Annotated in this window: 30 protein-coding genes; 24 read left to right on the forward strand and 6 right to left on the reverse strand. The window is 47.7% G+C overall.

What is annotated here, in order from left to right; translation table 11 throughout:
- The first annotated feature begins 25 nt into the window (after positions 1-25).
- The 10 genes from ACF8D4_RS00780 (at position 26) to ACF8D4_RS00825 (ending at position 5,921) form a co-directional block, all read left to right on the forward strand.
- Positions 26-361: a hypothetical protein gene (locus tag ACF8D4_RS00780; RefSeq protein ID WP_208251535.1), complete on the forward strand. Its 336-nt coding sequence runs from the start codon at positions 26-28 to the stop codon at positions 359-361.
- A 12-nt stretch (positions 362-373) separates the two neighbouring features.
- Entirely contained in the window at positions 374-691 is a 318-nt protein-coding gene (locus ACF8D4_RS00785; RefSeq protein ID WP_208251536.1) for a hypothetical protein, read from the forward strand.
- Between the two features lie 221 nt (positions 692-912).
- Positions 913-1,200 carry a hypothetical protein gene (locus ACF8D4_RS00790; protein WP_208251537.1) on the forward strand — a complete coding sequence of 96 codons (288 nt, stop codon included), beginning with the start codon at positions 913-915 and terminating at the stop codon, positions 1,198-1,200.
- A gap of 46 nt (positions 1,201-1,246) precedes the next feature.
- On the forward strand, positions 1,247-2,011 hold the full coding sequence (locus ACF8D4_RS00795; protein ID WP_208251538.1) for a VRR-NUC domain-containing protein: 765 nt from the start codon (positions 1,247-1,249) through the stop codon (positions 2,009-2,011).
- Entirely contained in the window at positions 2,008-2,685 is a 678-nt protein-coding gene (locus tag ACF8D4_RS00800) for a hypothetical protein (protein WP_208251540.1), read from the forward strand. Before ACF8D4_RS00795 ends, ACF8D4_RS00800 begins: the two co-directional genes overlap by 4 nt.
- A 444-nt stretch (positions 2,686-3,129) precedes the next feature.
- On the forward strand, positions 3,130-3,816 hold the full coding sequence (locus ACF8D4_RS00805) for a 3'-5' exonuclease (protein WP_208251542.1): 687 nt from the start codon (positions 3,130-3,132) through the stop codon (positions 3,814-3,816).
- The gene (locus ACF8D4_RS00810) at positions 3,804-4,319 is read left to right on the forward strand and encodes a hypothetical protein (protein WP_208251544.1); all 516 of its coding nucleotides are present in this window, start codon (positions 3,804-3,806) and stop codon (positions 4,317-4,319) included. The genes ACF8D4_RS00805 and ACF8D4_RS00810 overlap by 13 nt, the downstream gene beginning before the upstream one ends.
- A gap of 71 nt (positions 4,320-4,390) precedes the next feature.
- Positions 4,391-5,014 (forward strand): hypothetical protein, encoded by a 624-nt coding sequence (locus ACF8D4_RS00815; RefSeq protein WP_208251546.1) that lies wholly within the window; start codon positions 4,391-4,393, stop codon positions 5,012-5,014.
- The gene (locus tag ACF8D4_RS00820; protein ID WP_345868317.1) at positions 5,004-5,372 is read left to right on the forward strand and encodes a hypothetical protein; all 369 of its coding nucleotides are present in this window, start codon (positions 5,004-5,006) and stop codon (positions 5,370-5,372) included. Before ACF8D4_RS00815 ends, ACF8D4_RS00820 begins: the two co-directional genes overlap by 11 nt.
- Positions 5,373-5,384: 12 nt before the next feature.
- Positions 5,385-5,921, forward strand: coding sequence for a hypothetical protein (locus ACF8D4_RS00825; protein WP_392468187.1), 537 nt, complete (start codon positions 5,385-5,387; stop codon positions 5,919-5,921).
- A gap of 285 nt (positions 5,922-6,206) precedes the next feature.
- Here the strand turns inward: ACF8D4_RS00825 and ACF8D4_RS00830 are convergent, their stop codons facing one another.
- Positions 6,207-6,611 carry a hypothetical protein gene (locus ACF8D4_RS00830; protein ID WP_208251550.1) on the reverse strand — a complete coding sequence of 135 codons (405 nt, stop codon included), beginning with the start codon at positions 6,609-6,611 and terminating at the stop codon, positions 6,207-6,209.
- A 2-nt stretch (positions 6,612-6,613) separates the two neighbouring features.
- Positions 6,614-7,678, reverse strand: a complete 1,065-nt coding sequence (gene parM / locus ACF8D4_RS00835; protein ID WP_208251551.1) for a ParM/StbA family protein — start codon at positions 7,676-7,678, stop codon at positions 6,614-6,616.
- Positions 7,679-7,983: 305 nt separating this feature from the next.
- On the opposite strand from parM, the gene ACF8D4_RS00840 reads away from it, so the two are divergent.
- The gene (locus tag ACF8D4_RS00840) at positions 7,984-9,312 is read left to right on the forward strand and encodes a hypothetical protein (protein WP_392468191.1); all 1,329 of its coding nucleotides are present in this window, start codon (positions 7,984-7,986) and stop codon (positions 9,310-9,312) included.
- A gap of 2 nt (positions 9,313-9,314) precedes the next feature.
- On the forward strand, positions 9,315-10,796 hold the full coding sequence (locus ACF8D4_RS00845) for a terminase (protein WP_208251553.1): 1,482 nt from the start codon (positions 9,315-9,317) through the stop codon (positions 10,794-10,796).
- A gap of 19 nt (positions 10,797-10,815) precedes the next feature.
- Here ACF8D4_RS00845 and ACF8D4_RS00850 read toward each other — a convergent pair whose 3' ends face one another.
- On the reverse strand, positions 10,816-11,763 hold the full coding sequence (locus ACF8D4_RS00850) for a hypothetical protein (protein ID WP_208251554.1): 948 nt from the start codon (positions 11,761-11,763) through the stop codon (positions 10,816-10,818).
- 426 nt (positions 11,764-12,189) lie between these two features.
- Entirely contained in the window at positions 12,190-12,522 is a 333-nt protein-coding gene (locus ACF8D4_RS00855) for a hypothetical protein (RefSeq protein ID WP_345868322.1), read from the reverse strand.
- 296 nt (positions 12,523-12,818) lie between these two features.
- Here ACF8D4_RS00855 and ACF8D4_RS00860 point away from each other — a divergent pair, with 296 nt between their 5' ends.
- The 6 genes from ACF8D4_RS00860 to ACF8D4_RS00885 all read left to right on the forward strand — a co-directional run bounded on the left by ACF8D4_RS00860 (position 12,819) and on the right by ACF8D4_RS00885 (position 17,601).
- Positions 12,819-13,349: a tyrosine-type recombinase/integrase gene (locus ACF8D4_RS00860; RefSeq protein WP_208251558.1), complete on the forward strand. Its 531-nt coding sequence runs from the start codon at positions 12,819-12,821 to the stop codon at positions 13,347-13,349.
- Positions 13,350-14,218: 869 nt separating this feature from the next.
- The gene (locus ACF8D4_RS00865; protein WP_392468196.1) at positions 14,219-14,398 is read left to right on the forward strand and encodes a hypothetical protein; all 180 of its coding nucleotides are present in this window, start codon (positions 14,219-14,221) and stop codon (positions 14,396-14,398) included.
- 82 nt (positions 14,399-14,480) lie between these two features.
- On the forward strand, positions 14,481-16,088 hold the full coding sequence (locus ACF8D4_RS00870) for a DNA cytosine methyltransferase (protein WP_392468199.1): 1,608 nt from the start codon (positions 14,481-14,483) through the stop codon (positions 16,086-16,088).
- A gap of 113 nt (positions 16,089-16,201) precedes the next feature.
- Entirely contained in the window at positions 16,202-16,549 is a 348-nt protein-coding gene (locus ACF8D4_RS00875) for a hypothetical protein (protein ID WP_208251562.1), read from the forward strand.
- Positions 16,546-16,983, forward strand: coding sequence for a hypothetical protein (locus tag ACF8D4_RS00880; RefSeq protein WP_335919824.1), 438 nt, complete (start codon positions 16,546-16,548; stop codon positions 16,981-16,983). The genes ACF8D4_RS00875 and ACF8D4_RS00880 overlap by 4 nt, the downstream gene beginning before the upstream one ends.
- A 3-nt stretch (positions 16,984-16,986) precedes the next feature.
- Positions 16,987-17,601 carry a tyrosine-type recombinase/integrase gene (locus ACF8D4_RS00885; protein ID WP_335919825.1) on the forward strand — a complete coding sequence of 205 codons (615 nt, stop codon included), beginning with the start codon at positions 16,987-16,989 and terminating at the stop codon, positions 17,599-17,601.
- Between the two features lie 60 nt (positions 17,602-17,661).
- On the opposite strand, the gene ACF8D4_RS00890 is transcribed toward ACF8D4_RS00885, so the two are convergent.
- On the reverse strand, positions 17,662-17,997 hold the full coding sequence (locus ACF8D4_RS00890; RefSeq protein WP_335919826.1) for a hypothetical protein: 336 nt from the start codon (positions 17,995-17,997) through the stop codon (positions 17,662-17,664).
- 11 nt (positions 17,998-18,008) lie between these two features.
- Positions 18,009-18,281: a hypothetical protein gene (locus ACF8D4_RS00895; protein ID WP_219031547.1), complete on the reverse strand. Its 273-nt coding sequence runs from the start codon at positions 18,279-18,281 to the stop codon at positions 18,009-18,011.
- A 423-nt stretch (positions 18,282-18,704) separates the two neighbouring features.
- Here ACF8D4_RS00895 and ACF8D4_RS00900 point away from each other — a divergent pair, with 423 nt between their 5' ends.
- The 6 genes from ACF8D4_RS00900 (at position 18,705) to ACF8D4_RS00925 (ending at position 21,567) form a co-directional block, all read left to right on the forward strand.
- Positions 18,705-19,436 (forward strand): hypothetical protein, encoded by a 732-nt coding sequence (locus tag ACF8D4_RS00900; RefSeq protein ID WP_219031548.1) that lies wholly within the window; start codon positions 18,705-18,707, stop codon positions 19,434-19,436.
- A 4-nt stretch (positions 19,437-19,440) separates the two neighbouring features.
- Positions 19,441-19,833 (forward strand): hypothetical protein, encoded by a 393-nt coding sequence (locus tag ACF8D4_RS00905; RefSeq protein WP_345882254.1) that lies wholly within the window; start codon positions 19,441-19,443, stop codon positions 19,831-19,833.
- Between the two features lie 28 nt (positions 19,834-19,861).
- On the forward strand, positions 19,862-20,161 hold the full coding sequence (locus ACF8D4_RS00910; RefSeq protein WP_208251578.1) for an HU family DNA-binding protein: 300 nt from the start codon (positions 19,862-19,864) through the stop codon (positions 20,159-20,161).
- The gene (locus tag ACF8D4_RS00915; RefSeq protein WP_345868332.1) at positions 20,146-20,442 is read left to right on the forward strand and encodes an HU family DNA-binding protein; all 297 of its coding nucleotides are present in this window, start codon (positions 20,146-20,148) and stop codon (positions 20,440-20,442) included. Before ACF8D4_RS00910 ends, ACF8D4_RS00915 begins: the two co-directional genes overlap by 16 nt.
- A gap of 425 nt (positions 20,443-20,867) precedes the next feature.
- Positions 20,868-21,284, forward strand: coding sequence for a hypothetical protein (locus tag ACF8D4_RS00920; RefSeq protein ID WP_335919799.1), 417 nt, complete (start codon positions 20,868-20,870; stop codon positions 21,282-21,284).
- Positions 21,285-21,336: 52 nt separating this feature from the next.
- Positions 21,337-21,567 carry a hypothetical protein gene (locus ACF8D4_RS00925; RefSeq protein WP_335919800.1) on the forward strand — a complete coding sequence of 77 codons (231 nt, stop codon included), beginning with the start codon at positions 21,337-21,339 and terminating at the stop codon, positions 21,565-21,567.
- The last annotated feature ends 3 nt before the right edge of the window (positions 21,568-21,570 follow it).

Here is a 21,570-nt window from a genome sequence, read left to right on the forward strand (position 1 = left end):
GCCTAGGCTGTAAAAGGAAATCGAAATGTCAGAGTTAGCAATAATGAGCAGAGAACTGGATGGCTTCTTTATGAGCCCTAGTTACTTGGTGACAGTGGATCGTTACGAACAAAATCGGGAGCAACACATAAACCCGAATAGCTATATGTACGGCGCTGTCCTGGTAGTTATGGAAACCAAGACGAAAGGATGGTCACTCACTATTGAATATGACAACACGCATGTTTCTGTTCGCCCCAGATTCTCCTGGAGATACAACAAATGGGCCACATGGATGGGGATGTGTATCAGGGTAGTTAGAACAACAAAGCAGGTACCAGGCAAGGTGATTAGAGATCACCTTTCAGAAGCTAACAGTTAAAGGAAACGAGTGATGCAGTGTAAACATGGGATTATTTTATACGGCAAAGAGTGCTTAACTTGTCAGCGTGACTTTAAACAGTCAGGGGTTGTTAACTCTGAGGGCCAATACCAGGTTGATATTGAATTGTGCATAGGTCTGCATGGCGTCTGCGTGCTATCTATAGCTGGCGATTATGTGGACGCAGTAGATGAAGATATTTCTGAGCGAGGGGCGGAGGGATGGTATGCGGGTCTGCCCGTACACGCTAAACCCATAGAGGGGATCTACACCCTGCGCTGTGAAATAAACAGTGGGCCAGCAGGGCTGTTATACCAAATCAAACAGTAAGGGATGCATGATGGGCGCGGAATATACCCATCAGGGATTGGTCAAGAGATTGGATCCCGCGTATGAAAAAGTGGGGATGGGTACATACAAGGTTTTTCTGAAACGGCATGGAGCCAATTGGGTTACAGAAGGCGGCCGGGTGTTTGGTTCGCTCAGTGGCAATGAGCCTAAGCGAAACCCAACATGCAAGCTGTTGTTGTCGAGTATCACGGAGTTAGAAAATGAAGATAATCGCTGATTGTTCAAATGGCATGCAGGTTTGCGGGAGTGGTTCTCGATACACCATTCTTGATCAGTGTCACCGGCTTATTCATGGTGTGAGAATGAACGATAGCCCGGGGATAGAGGAAGCTTTGTTGTATGCAGTGGCTGATCAGCTTGGACAGTCAACGGATGAGCTTCACAAAGAAGCGCAGTGTCACATTCAACAAGCAATCCGGGCGTTGAATTTATCGACTACTCAACGACAGCTGGTGGCCATGAAGGCTATAGGCCGTCCCTCGGTGTGATTGCCTTTTTTATCTCACCATTCAAAAAAGTTCCTAACAAAACTAATTGATAAACACAAAAGCCAGTGAGAAAATGCACTGGCTTTTTTATTGTGTTCCTAACAAGTTGGGGTTTGCTTTGAGTGGCAAAGTTTTTGACGAAGGTTTCTTGGCAGAGCGTATAGCAAAGCAACAGGATTGGTCTAACAAAGGGATCCGTACTGGTTCTGGTGGCAGCTGGGGCTCTATCAGGTCGTTTGGCGGCTTGCCTGTGCCAAAGGAAGGTGGATCAACATCAGGGAGTAAAGCCAAAAAGACCAAGAGCCCTAAAAACAAAGGGCTCTCTCCTCATGCTGCAGCGCTGGCCACGCTGGCAAAGCGGCCTGAGCTTAGAACGGGCGGCATTATAAATGGTCGTAAGTTTGCTGCATCGCATGAGCACTGGGAACAAGTCATGTTGTTCGATTGGCTGGAGCGCTTTTTGCCTGAGTATTACCTGGACTTTGCCGCGGTACCGAATGCCGGGAAGCGAACTGGTAAAGAGAGTTGTGATATGCCAGCTGAGGGGTTGCGAACAGGGTACCCAGATATTACCGGGGATGTAGCTAAGGGTGCATATCACGGCATTTTTATCGAAATGAAATGGGGCAAGAACAAGCCCAGTGAAAAGCAAGTGGAACAACTGAATCGAAAGCGCAAGCGGGGTTACTTTGCTTGTATCTGCTACGGATTCGATGAGGCCAAAGCCGTTATTACTGAATATCTGGGACTGAATGACGGCGCCATTATGACCTGGAATCGTAATGAAGAATTGTGGGTGGAGGCTGCATGAGAGACATAGCCACAATCGGAGATCTACTGTCCCTGCTTCGGGAGTCTGCGGCTGAGCATTTTGATATGGGCCTTGGGGAGTTCGCCGGAGGTATAGAAGGGGCCATTAGATTAATAAAGGAAAATCTCGATTCTGATACTGCGATAGGTGGAGCCCTCGAGCAGTCAGATCCCCAAGAGCTTGAGGCCGCTAAATCCGAAAACGCCAGGTTGAAGCAAGAAATTCAACGATTGCGCGGGATCCTCGGCAGATATGAGGAGCGATTACAGCATGGTATCGCCGCCGTTTCTGAGTTTTACGGGGAAAAAATGGGATACCAGGACGTAAAGCATCGACTGGATATTTACCCCAAAACGCTGGCTTTTAGTAAATACAGCACTACCCCTGGCACATGCCCTCAGTGCCATGGTGTTGGCAGGTATAAACCTGTTAGTCGCCACTTGGATTGCATGGAGTGTGACAAGACCGGGGTGGACTTCAAAAACCCGGGGCCGGGTATACAGGTTCTAACTGAGAGGATCCGGGCTCTGAATGAAATCATCGTGAAGCAAGACGCAACCGTGTTTGCGCATGCCTTTTCAAAAGCGGAGCAGAAAAACATTGATTGGCGTTTATCTGCCGACTCTTTGGCGCTGTTTTATGAAAAATCAAAGAACAATATCAGGTTGGATTAAGTGGAACAGAGATTAATGCCGGCAGACAGGCCGGGCTGCGGGTACCGGGGCGCTGAGTTTGTTGGTGCTGAGGGCGGCAGTATTTGTGCTGGCGGTTCCCTATGGGACGCATGTAGCGTCACTGAGGTTGGTTCTGCAGATTTTTACACAATCGGCGGGGTGCCCTGTCCCAGTTGCAACAGGCAGCTATTTATCAAGGCAATGGCTCAAGAGTGGTTTCAACTGGGCATAAAAGAGTTCTCTCAGCCTCTTTCGGTGAAGGCTTTAAAGAATACCGGGATACATCATAACTGGGTGCGCTTGGGCCTCTCTAGGCCATTCAGGCGGCATTACTTCAAAGGCAGGAGGTTTGCATCGAGTGAAGAAAAGAAAGTTGGTTAGTTCGATTAAGCGCCGTAGGCACTTATTTTTCAATGACGGCACCAGATGCCAAAGGAGCGAAGAGTGGCCCAAGAAATCGCGCAACAAATAAAAAGCCTGTCAATTAAGGACGCCTTTATCGTTCCACCTAAGCCATTGGCTACGCCGGTAATCGTTGTAGCTGATCTGGAGTCTGGCTCATTAGAGCCTGATGCCGCCATATTTACGCTGAGCGGTGTTACCGTGGATGTTGAAACTGGATGCATCCTGGGGGAACGTTATTGGCTTGTTGATCACGGCGGTGATAATGCTTGCCGGCGAATAGATGCCGACACCATGGAGTTTTGGGAGAGGGTTAAGAGACAGCAGCCAGAGGCGTATACCGAAGCGTTTGATCATTCATTACCTCGGTTGCCTTTGGGCTGTGTCATGCAAGAGTTCTGTGATTGGTCGCGTGAGTTCTATGCGCCTGGGCAAGCCGTCGAGCTTTTGGGTAATGGTGTGGATTTTGACAATGCAGTAATGGCCCACGCATGCAATCAACTCGGAATAGAGAAAAGCTGGGCTCACTACAGCAACCAACAGCTACACACTATGGTCTGGATGCATCGCCTGATAACTGGGCGTGACTACAAAAGAGAAATTCCATTTGATGGGGTACCGCACATATCCCGTGATGATGCCAGGCATGAGGCCAAGGTGGTGAGCCGTATCATAGAGGACTTTTACGTGATGTGTTCCATCGCTAAGGAACACGGATGGACTGTGTAAGGGGAGAGTTATTTAACACAGATACGTGCTTTGTGTTGTGTTTGCCAAAGGATACCGCTCTGAGGGCTGAACCACTGCCACTGGCCTGTGGTGATGTTCTTATGCCTGGTGATGGTTTTACTCAGCTTGGGCGCCCGGGGCAAGCTGCGTGTCCAAGCGTTGTTATGGCGGCTGGTTGGTCACAGTGGTTTGTAGGTTTTACCGATTGGCGCCACTTAGACGATCTACAGCCCATGGCATTATTCAAGGCTTATAACACGGAGGGGGTTGATGCATGCGATAGCTATAAAGACGAACACCCGGATAGAGAGGTTTTCATTGCTTATGCCTGGTTGGCCGACAATGAGCTATACCCCTTAACGTGGATGTCGCAGGCATGCTCATATCGATGGGCTAAAACCGATTTGCTTGTTCGAGCTGACGTATCAATGATCGGTACCGGCGCAGAAGATCTCAAGCGTGTTATGGATCAATCTGGCAATTTCGGGCTAAGCCATGTTTAATTTGTTCCTAACAGTCTATTATTTGTGGGTCATTGATAAAATTCATGGTGTGAATACTTTGGAGCAATGACATGAGACTGGACGATATAACCAAGGCTGTGCGTACCTTTGACGCTGATGTGGTGTTGGACAGAAGTTATTTCCAATTCTCGAACAAGGGTATAAAGACTAACTGGATCCTGTGCAGCTATGACGCCCAGGGAAAGGTGCTGGTGGAAGTTTGCGGCATTAAGCATAGCCAGCAGCAAGCGATGCTCCGCGAAGGCCTGGTAACTAAGCAGCCTATATTGCGTTGTGACGTTGGAAGTGTGTATGCATTTCCAAGCAGACCAGACACCTTAGATCTGTTTGCTGCCGGCGATAACCCGGCGTTCTCTGGTGTCGTGCAAGCTGCAACGAAGCGTAAACTTGATGAAGTGGCCGAGCTATACAACATGCGATTGACGTTTAAACAGGCCATTAAAACATTCGAGACAACGCGATTAGATGGGGCCAAGCTGCAGCATAGGTTTATTGATTCAGTTTATAGACTGCAGGATCTAACGCTCGATGAGTGGTGCAATGTGCTATTAAGACATGCGCTGCGAAACGGTGTTATCTCTCTTGAACTATCCCCTGAATGCGGCGGAGTGATAAATCATGCTCTGGTGCTGGAAGGGCTCATAACAGTCAGGCATTCAAGAAATGGTAGATGATTCAAAAAAGCGCCAGGCAAAGCTGGTGGCCAGAGATAAAGCGGCTGGTATAAAGACCAAAAAATTGAGACTTGCGAAGAATGAGGTTCTTGCGCTGCAGAGCGTTTCTGCAGAAATGATGCTTAATCAAAGTGAGACAATTGTTTCCTTGATCTACGACAAAGCCCATGCTCTCGGGCTGCCGGTTTACGGCGCCATGCCGGAGGTAACAACTCTGCATATTCGCAAGACTGATGAGGCTATAGCTGCGCTAAATGCCGCCACGGCAAAGCTGGGGCGCTCGCCAGCTTATGTTATTGAAAGGGCGCTGGTGGACTTTGCAAAGTCTTTAGATACTCAAAATAAACCGTGTTCCTAAAAGGTTTTTGATATGAATAATGAAAAATCTGCTCCAGGCCTTAATTCACAAGGCCAGTTTGTCTCACAGCAAGAAGCTCATTCCTTGGCGATGTTCTACATCGAAAGGTACATGCAAGCCACCGGAGCTAGAACATACGATGAAAGCAAACATGCGTTACTTGAGTTGGCCAACTGCGGCAGCATCTGCTCTGAAAGTTTGGATGAAATAGCAAGAAACGCCTCTGCTGCACTCAAAGCAGCTCAAGGTATGGAACGGTTCACTGTTCTTCACACGGAAGCCGTAGGCAAGCCTATGTCCAGGGGAGAATATAACGCTTATCGCGGATGGAAGATCCCACCTGGCGAGAACCCAGACGATAAAGGATGGCTGGTGATATTCAATGCGTTTAGCGCTGAACATCACGAAACATGGTTGCCGGCAAAAGTATTCCAAAGTCTTTTTGTTCTGTCCTCCGGTGAACCTGCGCCGGCAACTGAATCACTGTCGAGTGAAAAGGTCGCTGCTGATGAAGCGCCAGGGCAAGAAGGCGCTCAGAATAATGCCTAATTCAATACGGAAACGGCCTGGAAAGGGTAGTAAGCACGGTGTTTGCGCTACCCCCTCATGTGAAGTTCGGGGGGCTTGTAGCCCGTCAAAATCATCAAATATGGCACTGTACTATTGCGAGTCGTGCGCCTCGGCCATAAACGATAAATGCTTGTCGAATGGCGAGCTCCCAGATGTTGTGGTTAGGCCTAACAGTTTTGGGAAATAAGTGGCATTCAAAAGCGGCAACGCCTAATAATCTATCCACTCACCAAAAAGAAAAGCCGCTATAAAGCGGCTTTTTTATTACTGTCCCATTTTAGGAAGCTTGAAACTTGGCCTGACAGCTCCCTTTTGTTCCTTTTTAGGCTCCGCAGTGGCGGCTATGGGTTCATGGCTTAATTCGTCAGCCACTTTGGAAACACCTAACTCCTCAGCTGTTTTGGCTACACCGGCCAGAGTTCTAGCAAGTAACGCCTGTTTTTCCAAGGGGGAAAGGTTGCGGTATGCTGGGTTTTTGTCCAGCATTGTTACTATGTCCAGCAGCCCCGTTTCTTTAAGCATAAATCCGCCGATAAGGCATGCCGTTACCAAGGGAGACTTGCCGTAGTCCCCGCTTGTGTAAGCTTTGGCAAACCGGCCCTCGGCATCATCATGGCCAACCTTAAGTTGGTACCGAGCTACTGGAGATTTATTGCGTTCTGAGGTCATAGTTAGTTACCCGATTGCAACAGCAAGTGAACCCCGCGAACAATAGCCATTTCCGGCTCAGCTGGAATGTCTACTGTGTGGAACCAGCGTTGAGCTATCTCACCAAGCCAGTAAGCGCCACCGCCAATAAACACGATGCGGTCAAATGTATCGAGGTTATTCTCGGTCAGTTCATCTATGTCTTGCTTGATGAGGTTCGCCAGGTACTGAGCCGACTCAGCAATGAGTCCTGTTACATCCTTTCTGGCCTTCACGGCGCTCTCTTTCTCTGAGGCTGAACCGATATATCCCTGATTGATAATTCTTTCAAGATCAGTGAATGACATTGATTTGACAGAGCTCAGATTCAACTCAGATGCGTGACGCTGCAGAAGGCCGTGGAAGTGGTCAATCATCTTATGGACGCCGTGTGAACGGGTTGAATAGTCTAATACCTCAAACCCTGGGCCAATGATGGCCAGATCATCAGTAAATCGTCCCAAATCGACAACCAGCGTTTTTTGGTCTGACTGGTATTCTTCTTTCATCCCGTTTTCATCGTGCGATGCATACAGGTACCCGGGAATCGCTTCTGGATAGACTTTAACGCTTTCGTATATTGGGCTGTCCTTATCGCCAAATGGGCTAGTGACAGGGGAGAGGATCGAGGCCTTCTTGCGCTCTATCAATTCATAGTCGATGGGGTTCATCGGATCATTTTTGTTGTAGAAGTGCTCAGTCGGAATAGTGCAACCGATGTTTATCCTCTTGCCACCCAGGCCAGCATCAGCAAGTGTGTTGGCGATCAGTACGCGGTTAACTTCACTGGTCTGGTACTCTCGGTTGCATGTGTTCTCTGGCTCAGATGATGCAGTTCTGACTGTATAACGATTGCCAGATTCACATTCCCAAATGTTTGGAGATAGGCCGTTGGCGCCGGCGCCTGCACCTTTCTCTATTATTGAGGGTCTATAGTCCTCATGCAGTTCTCCGGCCTCATCATAGTACGCATAGGCGATATTCCCGGAGCCATCATCTACAGCAACAGTATGTATAAACTCCTGTTTAGTCTTGTTTTTATCAGTCATCTTCTATCCTTTAAGTGGTTGTTTTTGCCAAAACACCCCAAAGTTAGCACCTTTTGTGTTTGATTAAAATAGCTGTGCCAAATGAATGACAATAAATGCCCGTAAAATTACATAAATTTGTCAAACTGTGCTGGGGCTCTATCTTGTGACTCTATCGTTTTAGTTGTTTTTTCATCTATAAACGACAACTAAATGGCATTAAGTTGTCATTTGTATGACATGGATTGTCATTTTTAGGTGCCATTTTCCTTTCGTGGTGTCTTTGATCGCCAAATGCCTCTGATCTCATTATCATTAAGGCTAATTTGTTAGGAATAGCCAAATACACCCTTACGATGGCAGTTAGCGAGCCCCCAAAATCACAACTCGAATGGTACTACTTGAGGAAAGAGTTTCTGGAGGAATCCAGGAGCTCAGGGATCAGTGCGCCGGCATTCCTTAAGGCTCGAGGCATTAACGTCAATACGGGCCGCAGGCAGTTTGGCGAGCTCGCAAAGCTTGGTGAGGCAATGAGTGATAAGCAGCTGGTTATCTTCCTGGAAACCAAGAATGCCGGCAAAAGGGCTAAAGGAACTAATAAAGGCGTGGCAAAGAGTGATCACCAAAGTGATCGCAATAGTGATCAGGTGATCACTAGATCACCCCGTAAGCGATCAGCCACATCAAAAGCAAAATCCAATAAAAACAGTGACAAACCGGAAAGCAACTCGCGCCAGAGGCTGATCTCCAATGACATTGATCCCAGAGCGGCGAAACGGTTAACAACTAGATCACAACAGGATTTCCGCGACCAATCCAGCGACATGCAAATCGGCAATGGCGGGTTGTTCCAGAGGGGTAACACAGCTGCAGTATCGACCGGAGCATACATGGAACTGGTTAATGCTGATGAAGATATTAAAAGCGTTGTCTCTGCCATGGCTGTTGGCGATGTGTCAGGCCTGATCAAATTGGAAACTGTTAGATACCTGCAAATGACTCGGCTTCTTAATGAGCGGATAGAGGTGATAAAAACTTGTCCTGAATCAGATCTGCCCCGGGACGAGAATCAAAAGATAATCCCTAGGGAAGACCTTCTTCGACAAGCACTGTGGGGCGCTTCCCCAGGCCTGAGCAATGCCTTTAGCACAATATCAATGGCATCTACCCAGGCGGCCAAAGCCGAGGCCGACATATACGCGAAATTGAGCAGGTTGGAGCGAGAGGCGAAGGACAAGAAAGCTCTTGCCGAAATAATGTCTGAACGCACGTTTGATGAGAATGGCGATGCAAATATGCCGGCTTATGAGCTGGTTAGAAAGATTGAGGCTGCGGCCCTAAAGCCGCCACCACTGCTTATTCAGGAGGCGTTGAAGGAAATTAGTCTGATGGCGCCCAAGGTTGATGATAGCGGTATGTCTGATGATGAGTTGGACGCCCTGGTTCTCGAGTACGAAGAACAAGCGAATAAGTGGGAGGCTGAGCTCATAGAGAGGGCCATGGCGCTCCCAGAGTTGTTTGCCAAAGAGAAGGCCGCCGCGGAGGCTGCAGATGCTGTGAGTGATGATGAGTATTCGGAGGGGTACACAGGTATTGAGCATCTAAGTGATAGCGATGAGCCTGACTTTGATCCTGATTGGGACGAGGAAGATTAGCCTTGGCAATCATTAAGAGTGTTCGCTCGGATCCCCGCTTTCCCTGGCTGGTTAAAAAGTTCAGGTTCAATTGGTTGAAGGCTTGCATTGTCCTATTCGGCTTTCTTCCGTCCCACCAGCAAGTGCAGTTAATTGCCGCGGCCCAGAAGGTTGGCGCAAGGGTTTCGGTCAGTTCAGGCCACGGTACCGGCAAGTCATCTGTTATTGCATGCCTTGTGTTGATCTTTTTGCTTACTCATCCAAATGGCCGAGTAATCCTGGTGGCAAACAAACTAGACCAGGTGAAGATCGGCGTAATGAAGAACGTCAAGGCTTACTATAAGAAGCTTTGCGAGCGGCTGCCGTGGATTGGGAATTACTTCACGCTCACAGAAGAAATGTTCTATGAGAACACCAGCGGTACCATGTGGTCGTTGGGCATGAAGTCGTGCCGGCCTGGTAATGAAGAATCACTGGCTGGCGAACATGGTAAACACTTGCTGTGGATTGTGGATGAGGCCAGCGGCCTAAGCAACAAAGCCTTTGAGTATATTGACGGCTCTCTAACAGAAGAAGATAACCGGGTTGTGCTGCTGTCTCAGCCTACGAGGGATAGCGGGTATTTCTGGGAAACCCACAACATTCCAGCGATGGCTGCCAAGTGGGTAAGGCTGATCTTCAACTCCGAGGAATCGCCTTTTGTAAGACCAAAATTTATCGCTGATATGTTCGTCAAATGCGGTTGTAACCGTGATGATGTGCAGTACATGATCCGTGTCCGCGGGTTATTCCCCAAGTCTCTTAAAGGCTATCTCATTAGCTCTGATCAAATGCGTAAAGCTGCGGTGGCCAAGCCGCGACTTGCGGCTGATTGGGGGTGGGTGATGACAGTGGACGTTGGTAATGGTCGGGATAGTTCGGTGATAAACATCGGGCGAGTGTCCGGTGATAGAGAGCAGCGAAAAGTCGTCAAAGAGGAAGTGATTGAGTTCCCGGGAACAATTGAGCCTGTTGCTCTGGCGTACCGGATAATCAACATTGTCAATTCAGACAAATATCCAAATATCAGCGTTGTGATAGATGGTGACGGGATTGGCGCGGCAACGGCAACGCTGGTGGAAAATGCCGGCATCCCAGTTCAGCGTATTCGCTGGGGATTACCACCTTTCAGCAAGAGTGATCGGCGCCTGTATGTCAATCTGAGGGCGTTTGCGCATATCCAGGCGGCAAATGCCATCAAATCAGGCCGTATGCGGATTGATGGCAGCGCAAAAACCCGGGCGCAGGGTAGCCGGCTGCCGTGGCTTATTGATGAAATGGGACGGTGGAAGATCGTTTCGAAGGAAGTGATGCGGGAGAAGATGGGGATAAAAAGCCCCGACATTATGGATACTTACTGCTTTTTCTTTTTGGCGTCCTATGTCCCTGCTTCAATGATTACTGATGAGCGCACAATGGAAGAACGGGAGTCGTCAACAGCGTGGGCTACAGGGGTATCACTGTAAGCAGGGCCATCCTTGGCGCTTATCCTTCGTTGGTACCGGCTTTGGCGCGTTCCTTCGCTTCGCTGAGGCTGTCTTTTATGGCCTCTGAGCGCTTATCTCTACTTGTTGCTGCCGTTCTGTCACGGTGAGCTTTTGCGTCCTCTCTGGCTTGTTTCTCGCGTTCTTTACGAGCTTTTGCCCGGGCCTTTCGCTCATCCTCCTCTTTCTTGGCCTGGAATTTGGCCAATTCCTTAGCTTGTTTGCGTCCTGTCTCGAGATCTGACTCTCTATAGAGCCATCCGCCGAATGGCAAAGAACAGGGGATAGGGTTAGTTCTTAGTGATGAAGTAGAGTCGAACCTGGGCTTAGCCCTGCCAATCTCCTTGGGCATTGTCAGCGGAATGGTTTTGTCCGGGTCATAATAAAAAAGCCCCGATAAGGGGATTCTCATTTTTTTGGCCCTGTTGTCTCCAGGTTGCTTATAAATAACAAGGGACTCTTTGTATCCGTTTGAACGTATTCTGTATTTTTCCTCTTTCTCATCTTGGAAAAATTCAATTTCCTTTTTGAGTCGTTTAACCCTTGAATTATTATCAGGGTCGTCAACAAGAGAATATTCACGATTATAAAGAGAGGTTAATCGTTGGATGATTCGCTCTCTGGTTATTAATCTAGTTGAAACCGCCATATTTTCAGTAACTGAAAGCGATGTAATCTCACCCAATATCTTTGGAGCTGGGCTGAAATTCTTATTATCAGGTTGAAACCTGATTGGATCAGCTGCACAAAGAGCCGAGACATAGTTGTCCCATTGATTAATTTGAGATTTAACCTCATCCAGTTGCTCAGGCGTTTCGATTCTCACCAGCGGCCGGACGCGACCTATCGCACCTCGAGATTCGGTGTAAACGCTGGTGGTTATCGCTGTGTTAATAAAGTCCTCTCGAAACTCTAAAAAGTCAGCGTAAAGATCAAGTGGTTCGCGCATGGGCTCCTCCTGTAGTTAGTCGTTATCCTAACTAAAACTTAATAGTGCCACAAGAAAAAGCACTGTTTCTTGTGGCATTTACGAGCATTCAGTAACGAGTTTTTTGGATGATCTTGTTAGCTGTATACGCACCGACAAGCAAAGGTAGGATGGTTGTTAAAATTATGATGCTACCCGATAGGTGGATTGCTGATGTGGTGATGATTGTCGCTGTTGAGAAAGAGCAGAGTAGCAGCATAGCTCTGCTAAGCATTTTCCCGCTAAAACAAATCAGTAGCGAGGTTATGGCCACAGCGGAAAGGAAGGTCAGTAACAGGTGTTCCACAGGGATAAAGAGCGGTAATACTGAGCCCAATATGGTACCGCAGAGGAGCGCCCCGACATGCTCTGCAGCTTGCATGAATTGATGGTCACTTGGCATGGTTATCACTCATCAAAGTTGTAATGCTCATAGACGATTTGAAATTCAACACTGTCTAAGTAATCAGCAGTAGCCATTAACAAATCAGGAATTGGAACGCCGTATTTTGCGGATAGGATGGTTAACATAGTCGGAAATATGCGGTGCTGGTGGTGGGTGTCGCCGATTAAAACTTGCGCTTGCTCCATTGCATCCTCCATCGATTCATCCGAGCAGGCCTCTCGAACAAGCTCTGGTGTCGCCTGCAGTACCGGCACAGGCATATCAGATACTGAAAAATCGCGTGTGGGCTGCATGGAGGGATGGTTAGCGTTTAATTGATGTTGAATGTCTTTCATAAGATACCGCCTGATTAGATACTTGGGCTAACGCCTAGTATATTCCTAACAAAGTCTAGATTATAAACTTATTTACCATAGTCAGAAATGGTTTGATAGCCTGCTATGGTCGAAATCGCTTTTTTTGAGACATATCAGGGGCTTTTATGGCTCAACCGCTTTTTTTGCTGTTATTGGTGGTAGATTTTTGGTACAAAACCCGGCATTTATGAGAAACCCTCTGGGGGTTAGCATGCAATCCCCTGAGATTGTGCATAATTAGAGTATGGGTTTTTTGTATTGGAACAGTTTAAGAAATGCTAGAAGCCTCAGAGCTGGCAGATATGTATATTTACTTTGTAGGCCGAGGGGCCAGAACAGAGGCTTTACTGTTAGCGTTTGCCGTCAATGTTCCTCTGCGAATATCTGAGATATTAAGGCTGAACAAGGAATCAATTAAGAAAGATGAAGCCGGAAATATATCAGTACCTTTTCGTAACAAGTGGTTTAAATTAAATAGTATTGCATCATCAGTAATAAGTCTTGCTATGAAATCCTCGGATGGTGATGAAATATTTGGAATAACTCGACAATGGTTTCATCACCAGTTGGTTAAAGCGAGTTCCGAAATTGGTATTGACCGAGTTACACCAGAAGTTCTCCGGATCACATACGGTCGAACCGCATTTAATGCCGGTGCCAGCATATCCCAGTTGCGAGAAGTGTTCGGTCATAGGAAGCTATCATTTACCAAAGAGTATCTAAGCCTCCCCTCCAGGAGCGGAAGACTGCGCATCGACTTATCTAAAGTTGAGGTCAGTTTCTCGAGGCGCCCACCAGAAATATGATGCTGTACTTTATACGGTATTGTATAAAAAGCATTGGTGTATTTAATACAATTCAAACCTGAGCAAAAAAACACCTAAAAATACACGCTCCTATGTGAAATCTGGAGAGTTTGGCGGGGTGTTTGTCGTCAGTTTTCAAGAAAAGGGCTAACGAGTTTCAAGAATAGGTATTCTTGAAACAGGTTCCAGTTTCAATCATCAAAATTCAAAACATCAAATATCAATTACAAACAATGACTTGTGTGTTTTGTCGGTGTTTCATTTAGAGTCGGTCGCTAAAGAGGAAAACCCCATAAAAACCCGCACCTTGCCTTTGATTGGTAACAGTTGTTGACAGTGGTCACCGGTAAGGTTAGGTTTGGGTTGGTTGGTAACGGATGTTGCCATTAATTGATATTCAAGAGAAGGAGTTGCCTGGTGACAACTGAACAAGAAATCGCGGCCCAAGATACCAAGATCCAGCCGTTGCTGTTCTCTGCCGGCGAGGCTATTCACTGATGGCTACATATAAACTGGTTCTAATATCCAGACCAACAGGCACGGATCCTGATGATTTTGAGCGCGTAAAGAGCTTGATGGAGTTGGATTGTTCCGTACCAATGGAAGTGGCCACCGCAGCAGATCGGTTTGTTTTTTCGTGCTCAATCGAGCCGCAACTCTATAGAACGGTGGCAACCAGGGCTATCAAAGAGTTGGAGTATGTCGAAGGGATCAGTATCGAGTCTGCAGATACATGCTCAATTCTATCTATAAGTGACATAAGCGAAGTGACGGGAGTACATCGAGCCACGTTGTCCAGGTATGCAGCAGGCCAGCGTGGCCCTGGAGGGTTCCCGGCTCCGGTTTATAAAGGTGCAACTCAAAGTCCTGTGTATGAGTTTCATGCCGTGGCTGAGTGGTTGTTCGCCAGGCAGGTGGTGGACTCCTCGATAGTTGAGTTGGCGGCCGCGGCTCGGGATGTGTCCGAGGCCTTGCGTTACCGCCAGCTGTCGCCGGCACAGAGGGACACTATTTCTGAGCTGGCTAAAGAGTTAACCCCCCAAAAATAGGGGGGTTAAAATCTTCAAATTTTCCCATCCTAAAAATCCGGGTTTATCCTAACAAAACATTTGTTTTTTATTGGTTTGTTACGTGGTAAACGAAAAACTAGAGTTTGGTTCTGTTTGTAGCGGTATTGAGTCTGCATCTGCCGCTTGCGAGCCTCTTGGCATTACTGCAGCTTGGTTTAGTGAAATATCTCACTTTCCTAACATGGTTCTCGCTGAGCGATGGCCTGACGTTCCTAACCTTGGCGACATGACTCAGATAGCATCGAAGATCCGGAATGGGGAAATACCGGCCCCCATCGGCTTAATCGGTGGCACGCCTTGTCAGGCATTTAGTGTCGCTGGTGAACAGAAATCGCTAGATGATGACAGGGGCCAGTTGACTCTTACCTTTGGGGAAATTTTGAATGAAATTGATAATGCAAGAAGAAGTAACGGGGAAGGCGAAGCTTTCTGCCTCTGGGAAAACGTTCCAGGAGTCCTTAGAACCAAAGATAATGCATTCGGGTGGTTCCTCGGGCTCCTCGCCGGCGAATTCTCATTGGCTGATTTGTCTAGCGGAAAAGCTAGACCCCTTACTTTCGGAAACCAACCAGAAAAAAAGAAAAGCAATATTGGCTGGAAGTGGGACAGCAAAACCAATTCACATCGAGCAGTGTGGCCGGTCGCAGGTTGTGTTATTGGCCCCAAAAGAACAGTGGCGTGGAGGGTGCTCGATGCCCAATATTTCGGACTGGCCCAACGACGCAAGCGTGTGTTTGTTGTCGCAAGTGCTAGAAAGGGGTTTGATCCCGCAAAAGTATTATTTGAGCAAGAAGGCGTGCGAAGGGATTCTGCGCCGAGCAGAGGCCCGAGGGAAGAAAATTCCAATAATGTTGGAGGCAGCATTAAAAGCCCAAGCCACTGGGACGATCCCAATTCTCCACATCCAACATTAAGCCAGTCATTTAATACGGGGGGGATTGGAGCCAGTAACCAAGAGATTTTTAGTCAGAGAGGTTCCGGATTAACCCCTACTATCTGCATGGCTCATGGCCAGGCTAATGCAGAGATAAATACAGAAATTTGCCCCACGCTTACTGTGTTACATGAAGCACCAATTGCATGCATTCATGGCTCACAAGATCCCATTGTTAGCTATGACATTGCTCATTGTTTAGGGAGAAACAATGGTCAAGAAAATGCGGTTGCATTCGCTGAAAACAGCCGTGGAGAGTTAAGGTTTGAATCTGGACATGGCCAAACTTCTTGCTGCTTAACTACAGGGGGAGGGAAAGCAGGGCAAGGAATACCCCATATCTGCTATGGGATCCCTGGTAATTGGATTGGACGACTCCCTGAAAATGGTGGGAACTCTGTTAAGCCAATGCTAAATATTTCACCATGTCAAACTGCCACTGATCGTCATGGCGTTGTCTACGCATCTTACGCTCGCCGTTTGATCCCTCTAGAATGTGAACGCTTGCAAGGTTTTGATGATGGTTATACCAACATTTCCTGGTACAAATGCAAATGTGGTAATGAGTACCCTCAGAGATATGGTGCGTTTGGGTGCAATAAGTGTGATGGTGGCAAGGAGGCAAGATTGGTCAGTGCCCCGGATGGTGCCAGGTATGCAGCTTTAGGAAACTCAAAGGCGGTGCCTGTCGTCAGGTGGATAGCGGAACGAATATTGATGGAGTTAAAAAAGTAACGTAAAAGCCGGGTTTCTTCCCGGCTTTTTTACCCCCTCTATTGATGTATTAAATACGATGGTGTATAAAATACATTGATGTATATAATACGGCATTATTTTTGGGGGTGAATATGTCCTTTTTAGGGGATTTATCCGTAGGAGACAAGCTCTACTATCGGCAGAAATACTCAAGAAAAATCATTGTCCATACCGTAGAATCGATAGGAAAACAGCGAATTACGGATGAACTAGGACAACAGTACATGATCAGTACCGGCTTGCTTGTAGGTAGCGGGGTATCGTTTAGAGATCAGCAGTTTGCTTGTCCTTTCAGTGATGAAGCCAGGAAAGAGAAGGAGCAAGTTGAAATGGAAGAAGAAATATCAGAGATCCTGGCTGATATGGGTTCCTTCCCTTATTCAGTGCTGAAAGAGCTTCACGGCGCTGTTGTTGGTGTAGTCAGGAGATATATTCAATGAATCGAAAAACGCTGAGGTTTGATGCGAGCAATTTCAATGACGACCTATTGCCCAAGCTGGAGCCCATGGCCGCCGGAGACATGGAGGAACTGCGGATACAGCTTGGCCTGAGCCAGGCTGTAATGGCCAAGATCCTGAATTGCACAAAAGATAAGGTTTCTTCATTCAATCGCCCTGAACTGAAAGACCGGCAACTGAAAGGATGCGATTTGATCGTAGCGAACCAGTTGAAATCGAAAGGTCTGGCTGCGTACCTTGGCATTACCAACTCAGAGGAACTGCAGGCAATTGAGTCTCTGCTGTCGCTGGTGGGGCGCCTGCAGGAGGAAAACGCTAAGCTGCGGAACGGAGAACAACCAAAAGAGCTTGATGCTTTCTATGTGGAGAGTGTTATTAACCAGGCTCGCAAATTGCAGAAAAAGGACCGGGAGTAACTCATGGTAGCGAAACGGGCGGATCCGATACGTGATAAAGAGTTGTGCCGGCAGATATTGCGCCGAGTAGATTCAATTAACCCGGTTATAGCGCTGCAGCTCGAGCTCGAGGCACTCACTGGCTTGCGCTATTGCGATTCTTCGCGGCTAAGGCCTTCTGACGTTCTAATCAACGGAGTAATACGCAGTCATTTTGATGTGGTTCAACAGAAGGTCTACAACCACCTCATCACAAAAGGGGCCACGCCGGCAAAAGCCAAAGCCAGGGCGACTATGACAGTGTATGTCGGTGAGGCCTTACGTGATGTGATAGATGATGTTCTCAGTCTCCAAGAGGGTAAGCAGTACCTGTTTGAGTCGTCTGACAAGACTGGGAAGCCGTATACCGCGCAGTGGATAAACAGGATCCTCAAGACCGTGGCCATGGAATTGAGGCTTAACTTTCAGCTATCCAGTCACTCTTTCAGGAAAACGTTCGCTATGGCCATGGTTGGCTTGGATTCGAAGCTGAACGTGACCAGTAAGGCGTTGGGACATGCCCGGGTATCGTCCACAGAGCACTACCTGAGCACAATGGATAACGATGTGGCCAACTTGGTCAGTCAGATCAAATATTAAGTTTGGAGGGGCCACACACGGTTAGGCTTGCTGCCTTCCGTGTGTTGGCGTTTGACTAAGTTACTTCAATATCATGTAGCGGTGAAGCAAGCTCTCTATGTCCTGTTTGGTGCTCATAAACAGCAAAACCTCTATGGTTTCTCCATCAAAATCATAGATAGCCGTAAACTGCCCATCTGGGGTGATCCGCTCTCGCAATCTAACCCCTTTATCTGCAAGCCTAGCACTGAATCGGTACCGTTCCGGATCTTCTTCTATCGCGGATACAGTATCTCTCAATAGGCTTTCTGTTAAATCAGCCGCTCGGTCTGCGCCGATATAGGGTGTGTAAAATGATTCAATATCCTGCAAAGTCCATATTGCCACATCGGATATTACTGTATTCAAATCTATCATTTTTATTTAGCTCACTTTCTGGCATCGCGCAGCCTCCCTAAAGCTTCGTCAAGAGTCGCTTTGCGATTATTTTTGATGTCCTGTTTAGCAAGCATCGCTAGCTTTAACAGTGCGTTAGTTTGTCGCTCCATGCGGAGCTCATTGATCTCTTCTTCTCTTTCTGCCGCAGTTTGAACAAACAGTTCAGCTACGCCATTTCTGGTTACAAAAACACCTCCTTTAAAATTGCTGGGTGTGCCAAGCCCATCCCGAGCTGATTTTTGAGACATGGTCAAAGTTTTCATTGTGCATTTCCGTTGTAGTTGGTTAGGTAAGTCATATAGATTGCGCTATAGTCGAAGGCTAGCCATAGCAAAACACTCCTTAATAAACTGGTAAATCAACATGATTTACCTTCCGTACAAATGCCTCCGATGTGCCATCTCACTTGTTTTTGTGTTTATTGGCTTAGTTAGTATAACACGCAACATCACGCCGGTGGTGAAATTTATACCTAATTTATCCACCAATTAAAGGGTATTAGCATATCCTGGGTAAACACATCACTCTTTTCCTGTTCGTTCCTAACTAATCAATGGATCAAAATAGAGCTATTTCACTACTAGCCCTTAAATTTGACAAATGGCATAATCTGAAAATGTTCCTAACAAGGTTTTATGAATGGTGTTCAGTTCCACGACTTGTGATCTTAGAGAGGGCAATCAGTAATGACTAAGGGCATTCCAGTTTGTCTTTCAACCTCGGCCACCAGCCGGCATAAAAATTACGGTAGCGGGTACCAGGCGGTATTTAGGCTTGACGATCACATGATTGGCCAAGCCCTGGATCATGAACTGTGTAAATGCTGCAAGGTTTTGCCAGAAGACAGGCCAGTTCTCGAGTCGCTTATTCGCTCGAGGTTGAGAGCAGATGAACACGCCAGGAACACCGGCAACCATACAGCTCGGCTAATGATGCGGGTACCTGAACACAGACTGCCGCTTTTGATTGAGCTATCCAGGAACCAGCTGATCTCTCGGGAGCTCGCTTGGAAGTATGCACGTAAGACCTGGTTAGATCTGAAAGAGGTGTACCCATACCGGCAACTATGGGAGGAGTTTTTCTCTCTCGAGCTGGGCGAACAATGGCGATTTATGGATGAAAGCGAACGCGGCCGCCTTAATGCGCTTCCGGATGAGTTCAAGATATATCGAGGATACAACCGCAAACACTCCAGAGCTGGCCTCAGCTGGACGATGAGTAAGAAAGTCGCAACAAAGTACGCCTCCCAATTTGGCGAGCGGAAGATTGCTCAGGGGCTGATTCGCAAAGAGCTGGTGGCCGGGCTGATTTGTTCCAGGGGAGAGCATGAAGTTGTTCTTTCCCGGGAAAGCGCGGTTATCAATCTTCGGGCCGTAAATACAGTTCGGTACCAGCAAACTATCAACATGATCGAGTAGGACAATGAAAACAGCCACAGCCATTTACTCAACCAAAGCAGACCAATTGCCGGCGAAAACCATTCAGCAGTTCTCCGGCGCCTTGCTTAATCGTAAGCCTATGCGCGAGGCAATGGCACAAGCGGGGATTACCAGTTATTGCCTGGCCAGTGAGCTCTTGTTGCGTTTGGTTCGGCGCGGTGCCCTGGCCAATGGCCATTTGGAGGTTGGTGATCTTGTGTTGGTTACAGGACATGAGAGAGCCCTGGTGTTGATCTCTTTGGCTCCTCTGGTTGTGGCATCGCCAAAAGGCACCTTGAGACTTACCGAAAGCACCATATCACTTAAAGATTTGACGTTTATTGGGAACGCGCCAACCGCCGACATTGCCACGGCTAAAAGGCGTCTATTTGTATAGGCCTTTGGCCATCCTTCGGAGGTAGTTTATGACACTAACTAAAGCGGAAATTGCAGACACATTTCACGAGCGGTACCCCGAGGTGTCGAAACAAAAGGCATTGAGAATGACCAGTGCCTTGGTAGACCTGTGCGGCAGTGTTGCTCAGTCAGATGATATTGAGTCGGTGAGAATATTTCGTCTTGGCCTGTTCTACGCGGCAGATAAACGGGCTCGGATTGGCCGAAACCCAACAACCAATGAACCGGCACCTATTTGTGCTCGCCGGATCCTCAAGTTCAAAAAATCTCAGATCTTAATGGGGGCCGTGGAATGTCAGAAGCAATGAAGTACAACAAAGCTGAGCTTATAGCTTTCCTGGAAGAAAAGGCGGGGGTATCTCCTGAGCATGCCGATGCGTTCCTGGGCCACTTCGCAGAGTCAATTACTCAGGCGCTGGCAAACGGCGAGCGGGTAGAGCTCCGCGGCCTTGGCGTGTTTGATGCCGTAGAAATGCCGCCACGGAAAGCAAGAAACCCCAAAACAGGGCAGGAGCTGGTGGCGCCGGGCATGACCCGCGTGAAATTCAAGGCCAGCAAAAACTCAGTTAAGCATTTGGTCGCGGAGTAGGCGCCGTGGTCGATTTAGACGCAATGGCTTTGGGGATGCTCAAACGCAACCCTGAGTATCAAGGCGTTTTTAGCGTTTCCAGGATACAGCGCACTCTCTCTTGGAGATTTGGCAGAGCGCAACAGGCTTGTGAGTCGGCAGTAGCCACTGGCGTACTGGTGCGCTGTAACCAGCTGTATAAGTTCAACCGAGAAGGAAGCCATGGGAACAAGACAGTTTAAACAGAAATACCCCCAATTCGATTCTATTTCTGACAATGGGGGCCATTACACGGCCTATCTGAAACGTGGATATGCCTTTAGAAACCCGGGCACCGATAACGCAGAGCACAGTGCAAGTTTTCCGACTATCAGAGAAGTGGTAGCGGCTAATTACTATGACTGCAGCTGCAGGCGGTGCCAACCACAAAACTGAAAGGAGGCCTAATGGCTATTACATTAAAGAGTTTCGATATTGACGCAGGTATCACCCTCGAAAACCCGGTTTTTATTGTCTCTGAGCTGTACTTGCACCAAGGGAGGTCTGTTGATGAGCGCCTAGTGCTGCTCACCGATGATGAAGGTGTTAGTGCCTATGAACTGAGTACAAATGAACACGCAAATAACACTGTTACCTATGCCGTTTCAGTGTTTGCCAGTGCCGAAGCCTTTAATGCCGGCAAGCCACCAGTAACACAGATTCATTCTGCCGGATTACCCGGAAACGGGTTCACGTTTGATTATGCGTTTGATTATAAAGATGAACAATACAGCGGCCACACCTTGAGGGATGCGGCATACACCCACTTGTTAGCCCAGCCACTTTTTACAGCAGCTGAGAAGGTAACAGGCATAGACTTTTAATCTCTAACCGGCCGCCTGTTACAGGCCCGGCGCTACCGTATAAGGACATATTATGTTGAGCACAATTGATGTACTGCAGCAGGCTTGGTTTGAGAACATTTTCGCCAAGCATGCAAAGACCGTAAACGCGAGAAAACACCTGGCTTTCTCTGATCGTGAGTACGGTTCAGTTATTCAGGAACATAGGGTAGACAGCCCATTGGCGGCAAAGATTCGCCGGCGGGTTTTACCCAGAGGTAGGGCTTTGTTCAGGCTGGCCAAGCTAGAAGACCTGATTATCTGAGGC

Source organism: Shewanella sp. YQ_9 (assembly GCF_043103185.1).
Taxonomy (GTDB): Bacteria; Pseudomonadota; Gammaproteobacteria; order Enterobacterales; family Shewanellaceae; genus Shewanella; species Shewanella algae.

Excerpts from the sequence above, each read along its gene's own strand:
- ACF8D4_RS00780 (WP_208251535.1), top strand. The coding sequence starts at position 26 with ATGTCAGAGTTAGCAATAATGAGCAGAGAACTGGATGGCTTCTTTATG.
- ACF8D4_RS00820 (WP_345868317.1), top strand. The coding sequence starts at position 5,004 with ATGGTAGATGATTCAAAAAAGCGCCAGGCAAAGCTGGTGGCCAGAGAT.
- ACF8D4_RS00855 (WP_345868322.1), bottom strand. The coding sequence starts at position 12,522 with ATGAAAGACATTCAACATCAATTAAACGCTAACCATCCCTCCATGCAG.
- ACF8D4_RS00830 (WP_208251550.1), bottom strand. The coding sequence starts at position 6,611 with ATGACCTCAGAACGCAATAAATCTCCAGTAGCTCGGTACCAACTTAAG.
- parM (WP_208251551.1), bottom strand. The coding sequence starts at position 7,678 with ATGACTGATAAAAACAAGACTAAACAGGAGTTTATACATACTGTTGCT.
- ACF8D4_RS00900 (WP_219031548.1), top strand. The coding sequence starts at position 18,705 with ATGACTAAGGGCATTCCAGTTTGTCTTTCAACCTCGGCCACCAGCCGG.
- ACF8D4_RS00800 (WP_208251540.1), top strand. The coding sequence starts at position 2,008 with ATGAGAGACATAGCCACAATCGGAGATCTACTGTCCCTGCTTCGGGAG.
- ACF8D4_RS00875 (WP_208251562.1), top strand. The coding sequence starts at position 16,202 with ATGTCCTTTTTAGGGGATTTATCCGTAGGAGACAAGCTCTACTATCGG.
- ACF8D4_RS00920 (WP_335919799.1), top strand. The coding sequence starts at position 20,868 with ATGGCTATTACATTAAAGAGTTTCGATATTGACGCAGGTATCACCCTC.
- ACF8D4_RS00915 (WP_345868332.1), top strand. The coding sequence starts at position 20,146 with ATGTCAGAAGCAATGAAGTACAACAAAGCTGAGCTTATAGCTTTCCTG.
- ACF8D4_RS00905 (WP_345882254.1), top strand. The coding sequence starts at position 19,441 with ATGAAAACAGCCACAGCCATTTACTCAACCAAAGCAGACCAATTGCCG.
- ACF8D4_RS00890 (WP_335919826.1), bottom strand. The coding sequence starts at position 17,997 with ATGATAGATTTGAATACAGTAATATCCGATGTGGCAATATGGACTTTG.
- ACF8D4_RS00885 (WP_335919825.1), top strand. The coding sequence starts at position 16,987 with ATGGTAGCGAAACGGGCGGATCCGATACGTGATAAAGAGTTGTGCCGG.
- ACF8D4_RS00880 (WP_335919824.1), top strand. The coding sequence starts at position 16,546 with ATGAATCGAAAAACGCTGAGGTTTGATGCGAGCAATTTCAATGACGAC.
- ACF8D4_RS00790 (WP_208251537.1), top strand. The coding sequence starts at position 913 with ATGAAGATAATCGCTGATTGTTCAAATGGCATGCAGGTTTGCGGGAGT.
- ACF8D4_RS00825 (WP_392468187.1), top strand. The coding sequence starts at position 5,385 with ATGAATAATGAAAAATCTGCTCCAGGCCTTAATTCACAAGGCCAGTTT.
- ACF8D4_RS00810 (WP_208251544.1), top strand. The coding sequence starts at position 3,804 with ATGGACTGTGTAAGGGGAGAGTTATTTAACACAGATACGTGCTTTGTG.
- ACF8D4_RS00785 (WP_208251536.1), top strand. The coding sequence starts at position 374 with ATGCAGTGTAAACATGGGATTATTTTATACGGCAAAGAGTGCTTAACT.
- ACF8D4_RS00860 (WP_208251558.1), top strand. The coding sequence starts at position 12,819 with ATGCTAGAAGCCTCAGAGCTGGCAGATATGTATATTTACTTTGTAGGC.
- ACF8D4_RS00925 (WP_335919800.1), top strand. The coding sequence starts at position 21,337 with ATGTTGAGCACAATTGATGTACTGCAGCAGGCTTGGTTTGAGAACATT.
- ACF8D4_RS00815 (WP_208251546.1), top strand. The coding sequence starts at position 4,391 with ATGAGACTGGACGATATAACCAAGGCTGTGCGTACCTTTGACGCTGAT.
- ACF8D4_RS00850 (WP_208251554.1), bottom strand. The coding sequence starts at position 11,763 with ATGCGCGAACCACTTGATCTTTACGCTGACTTTTTAGAGTTTCGAGAG.
- ACF8D4_RS00910 (WP_208251578.1), top strand. The coding sequence starts at position 19,862 with ATGACACTAACTAAAGCGGAAATTGCAGACACATTTCACGAGCGGTAC.
- ACF8D4_RS00895 (WP_219031547.1), bottom strand. The coding sequence starts at position 18,281 with ATGAAAACTTTGACCATGTCTCAAAAATCAGCTCGGGATGGGCTTGGC.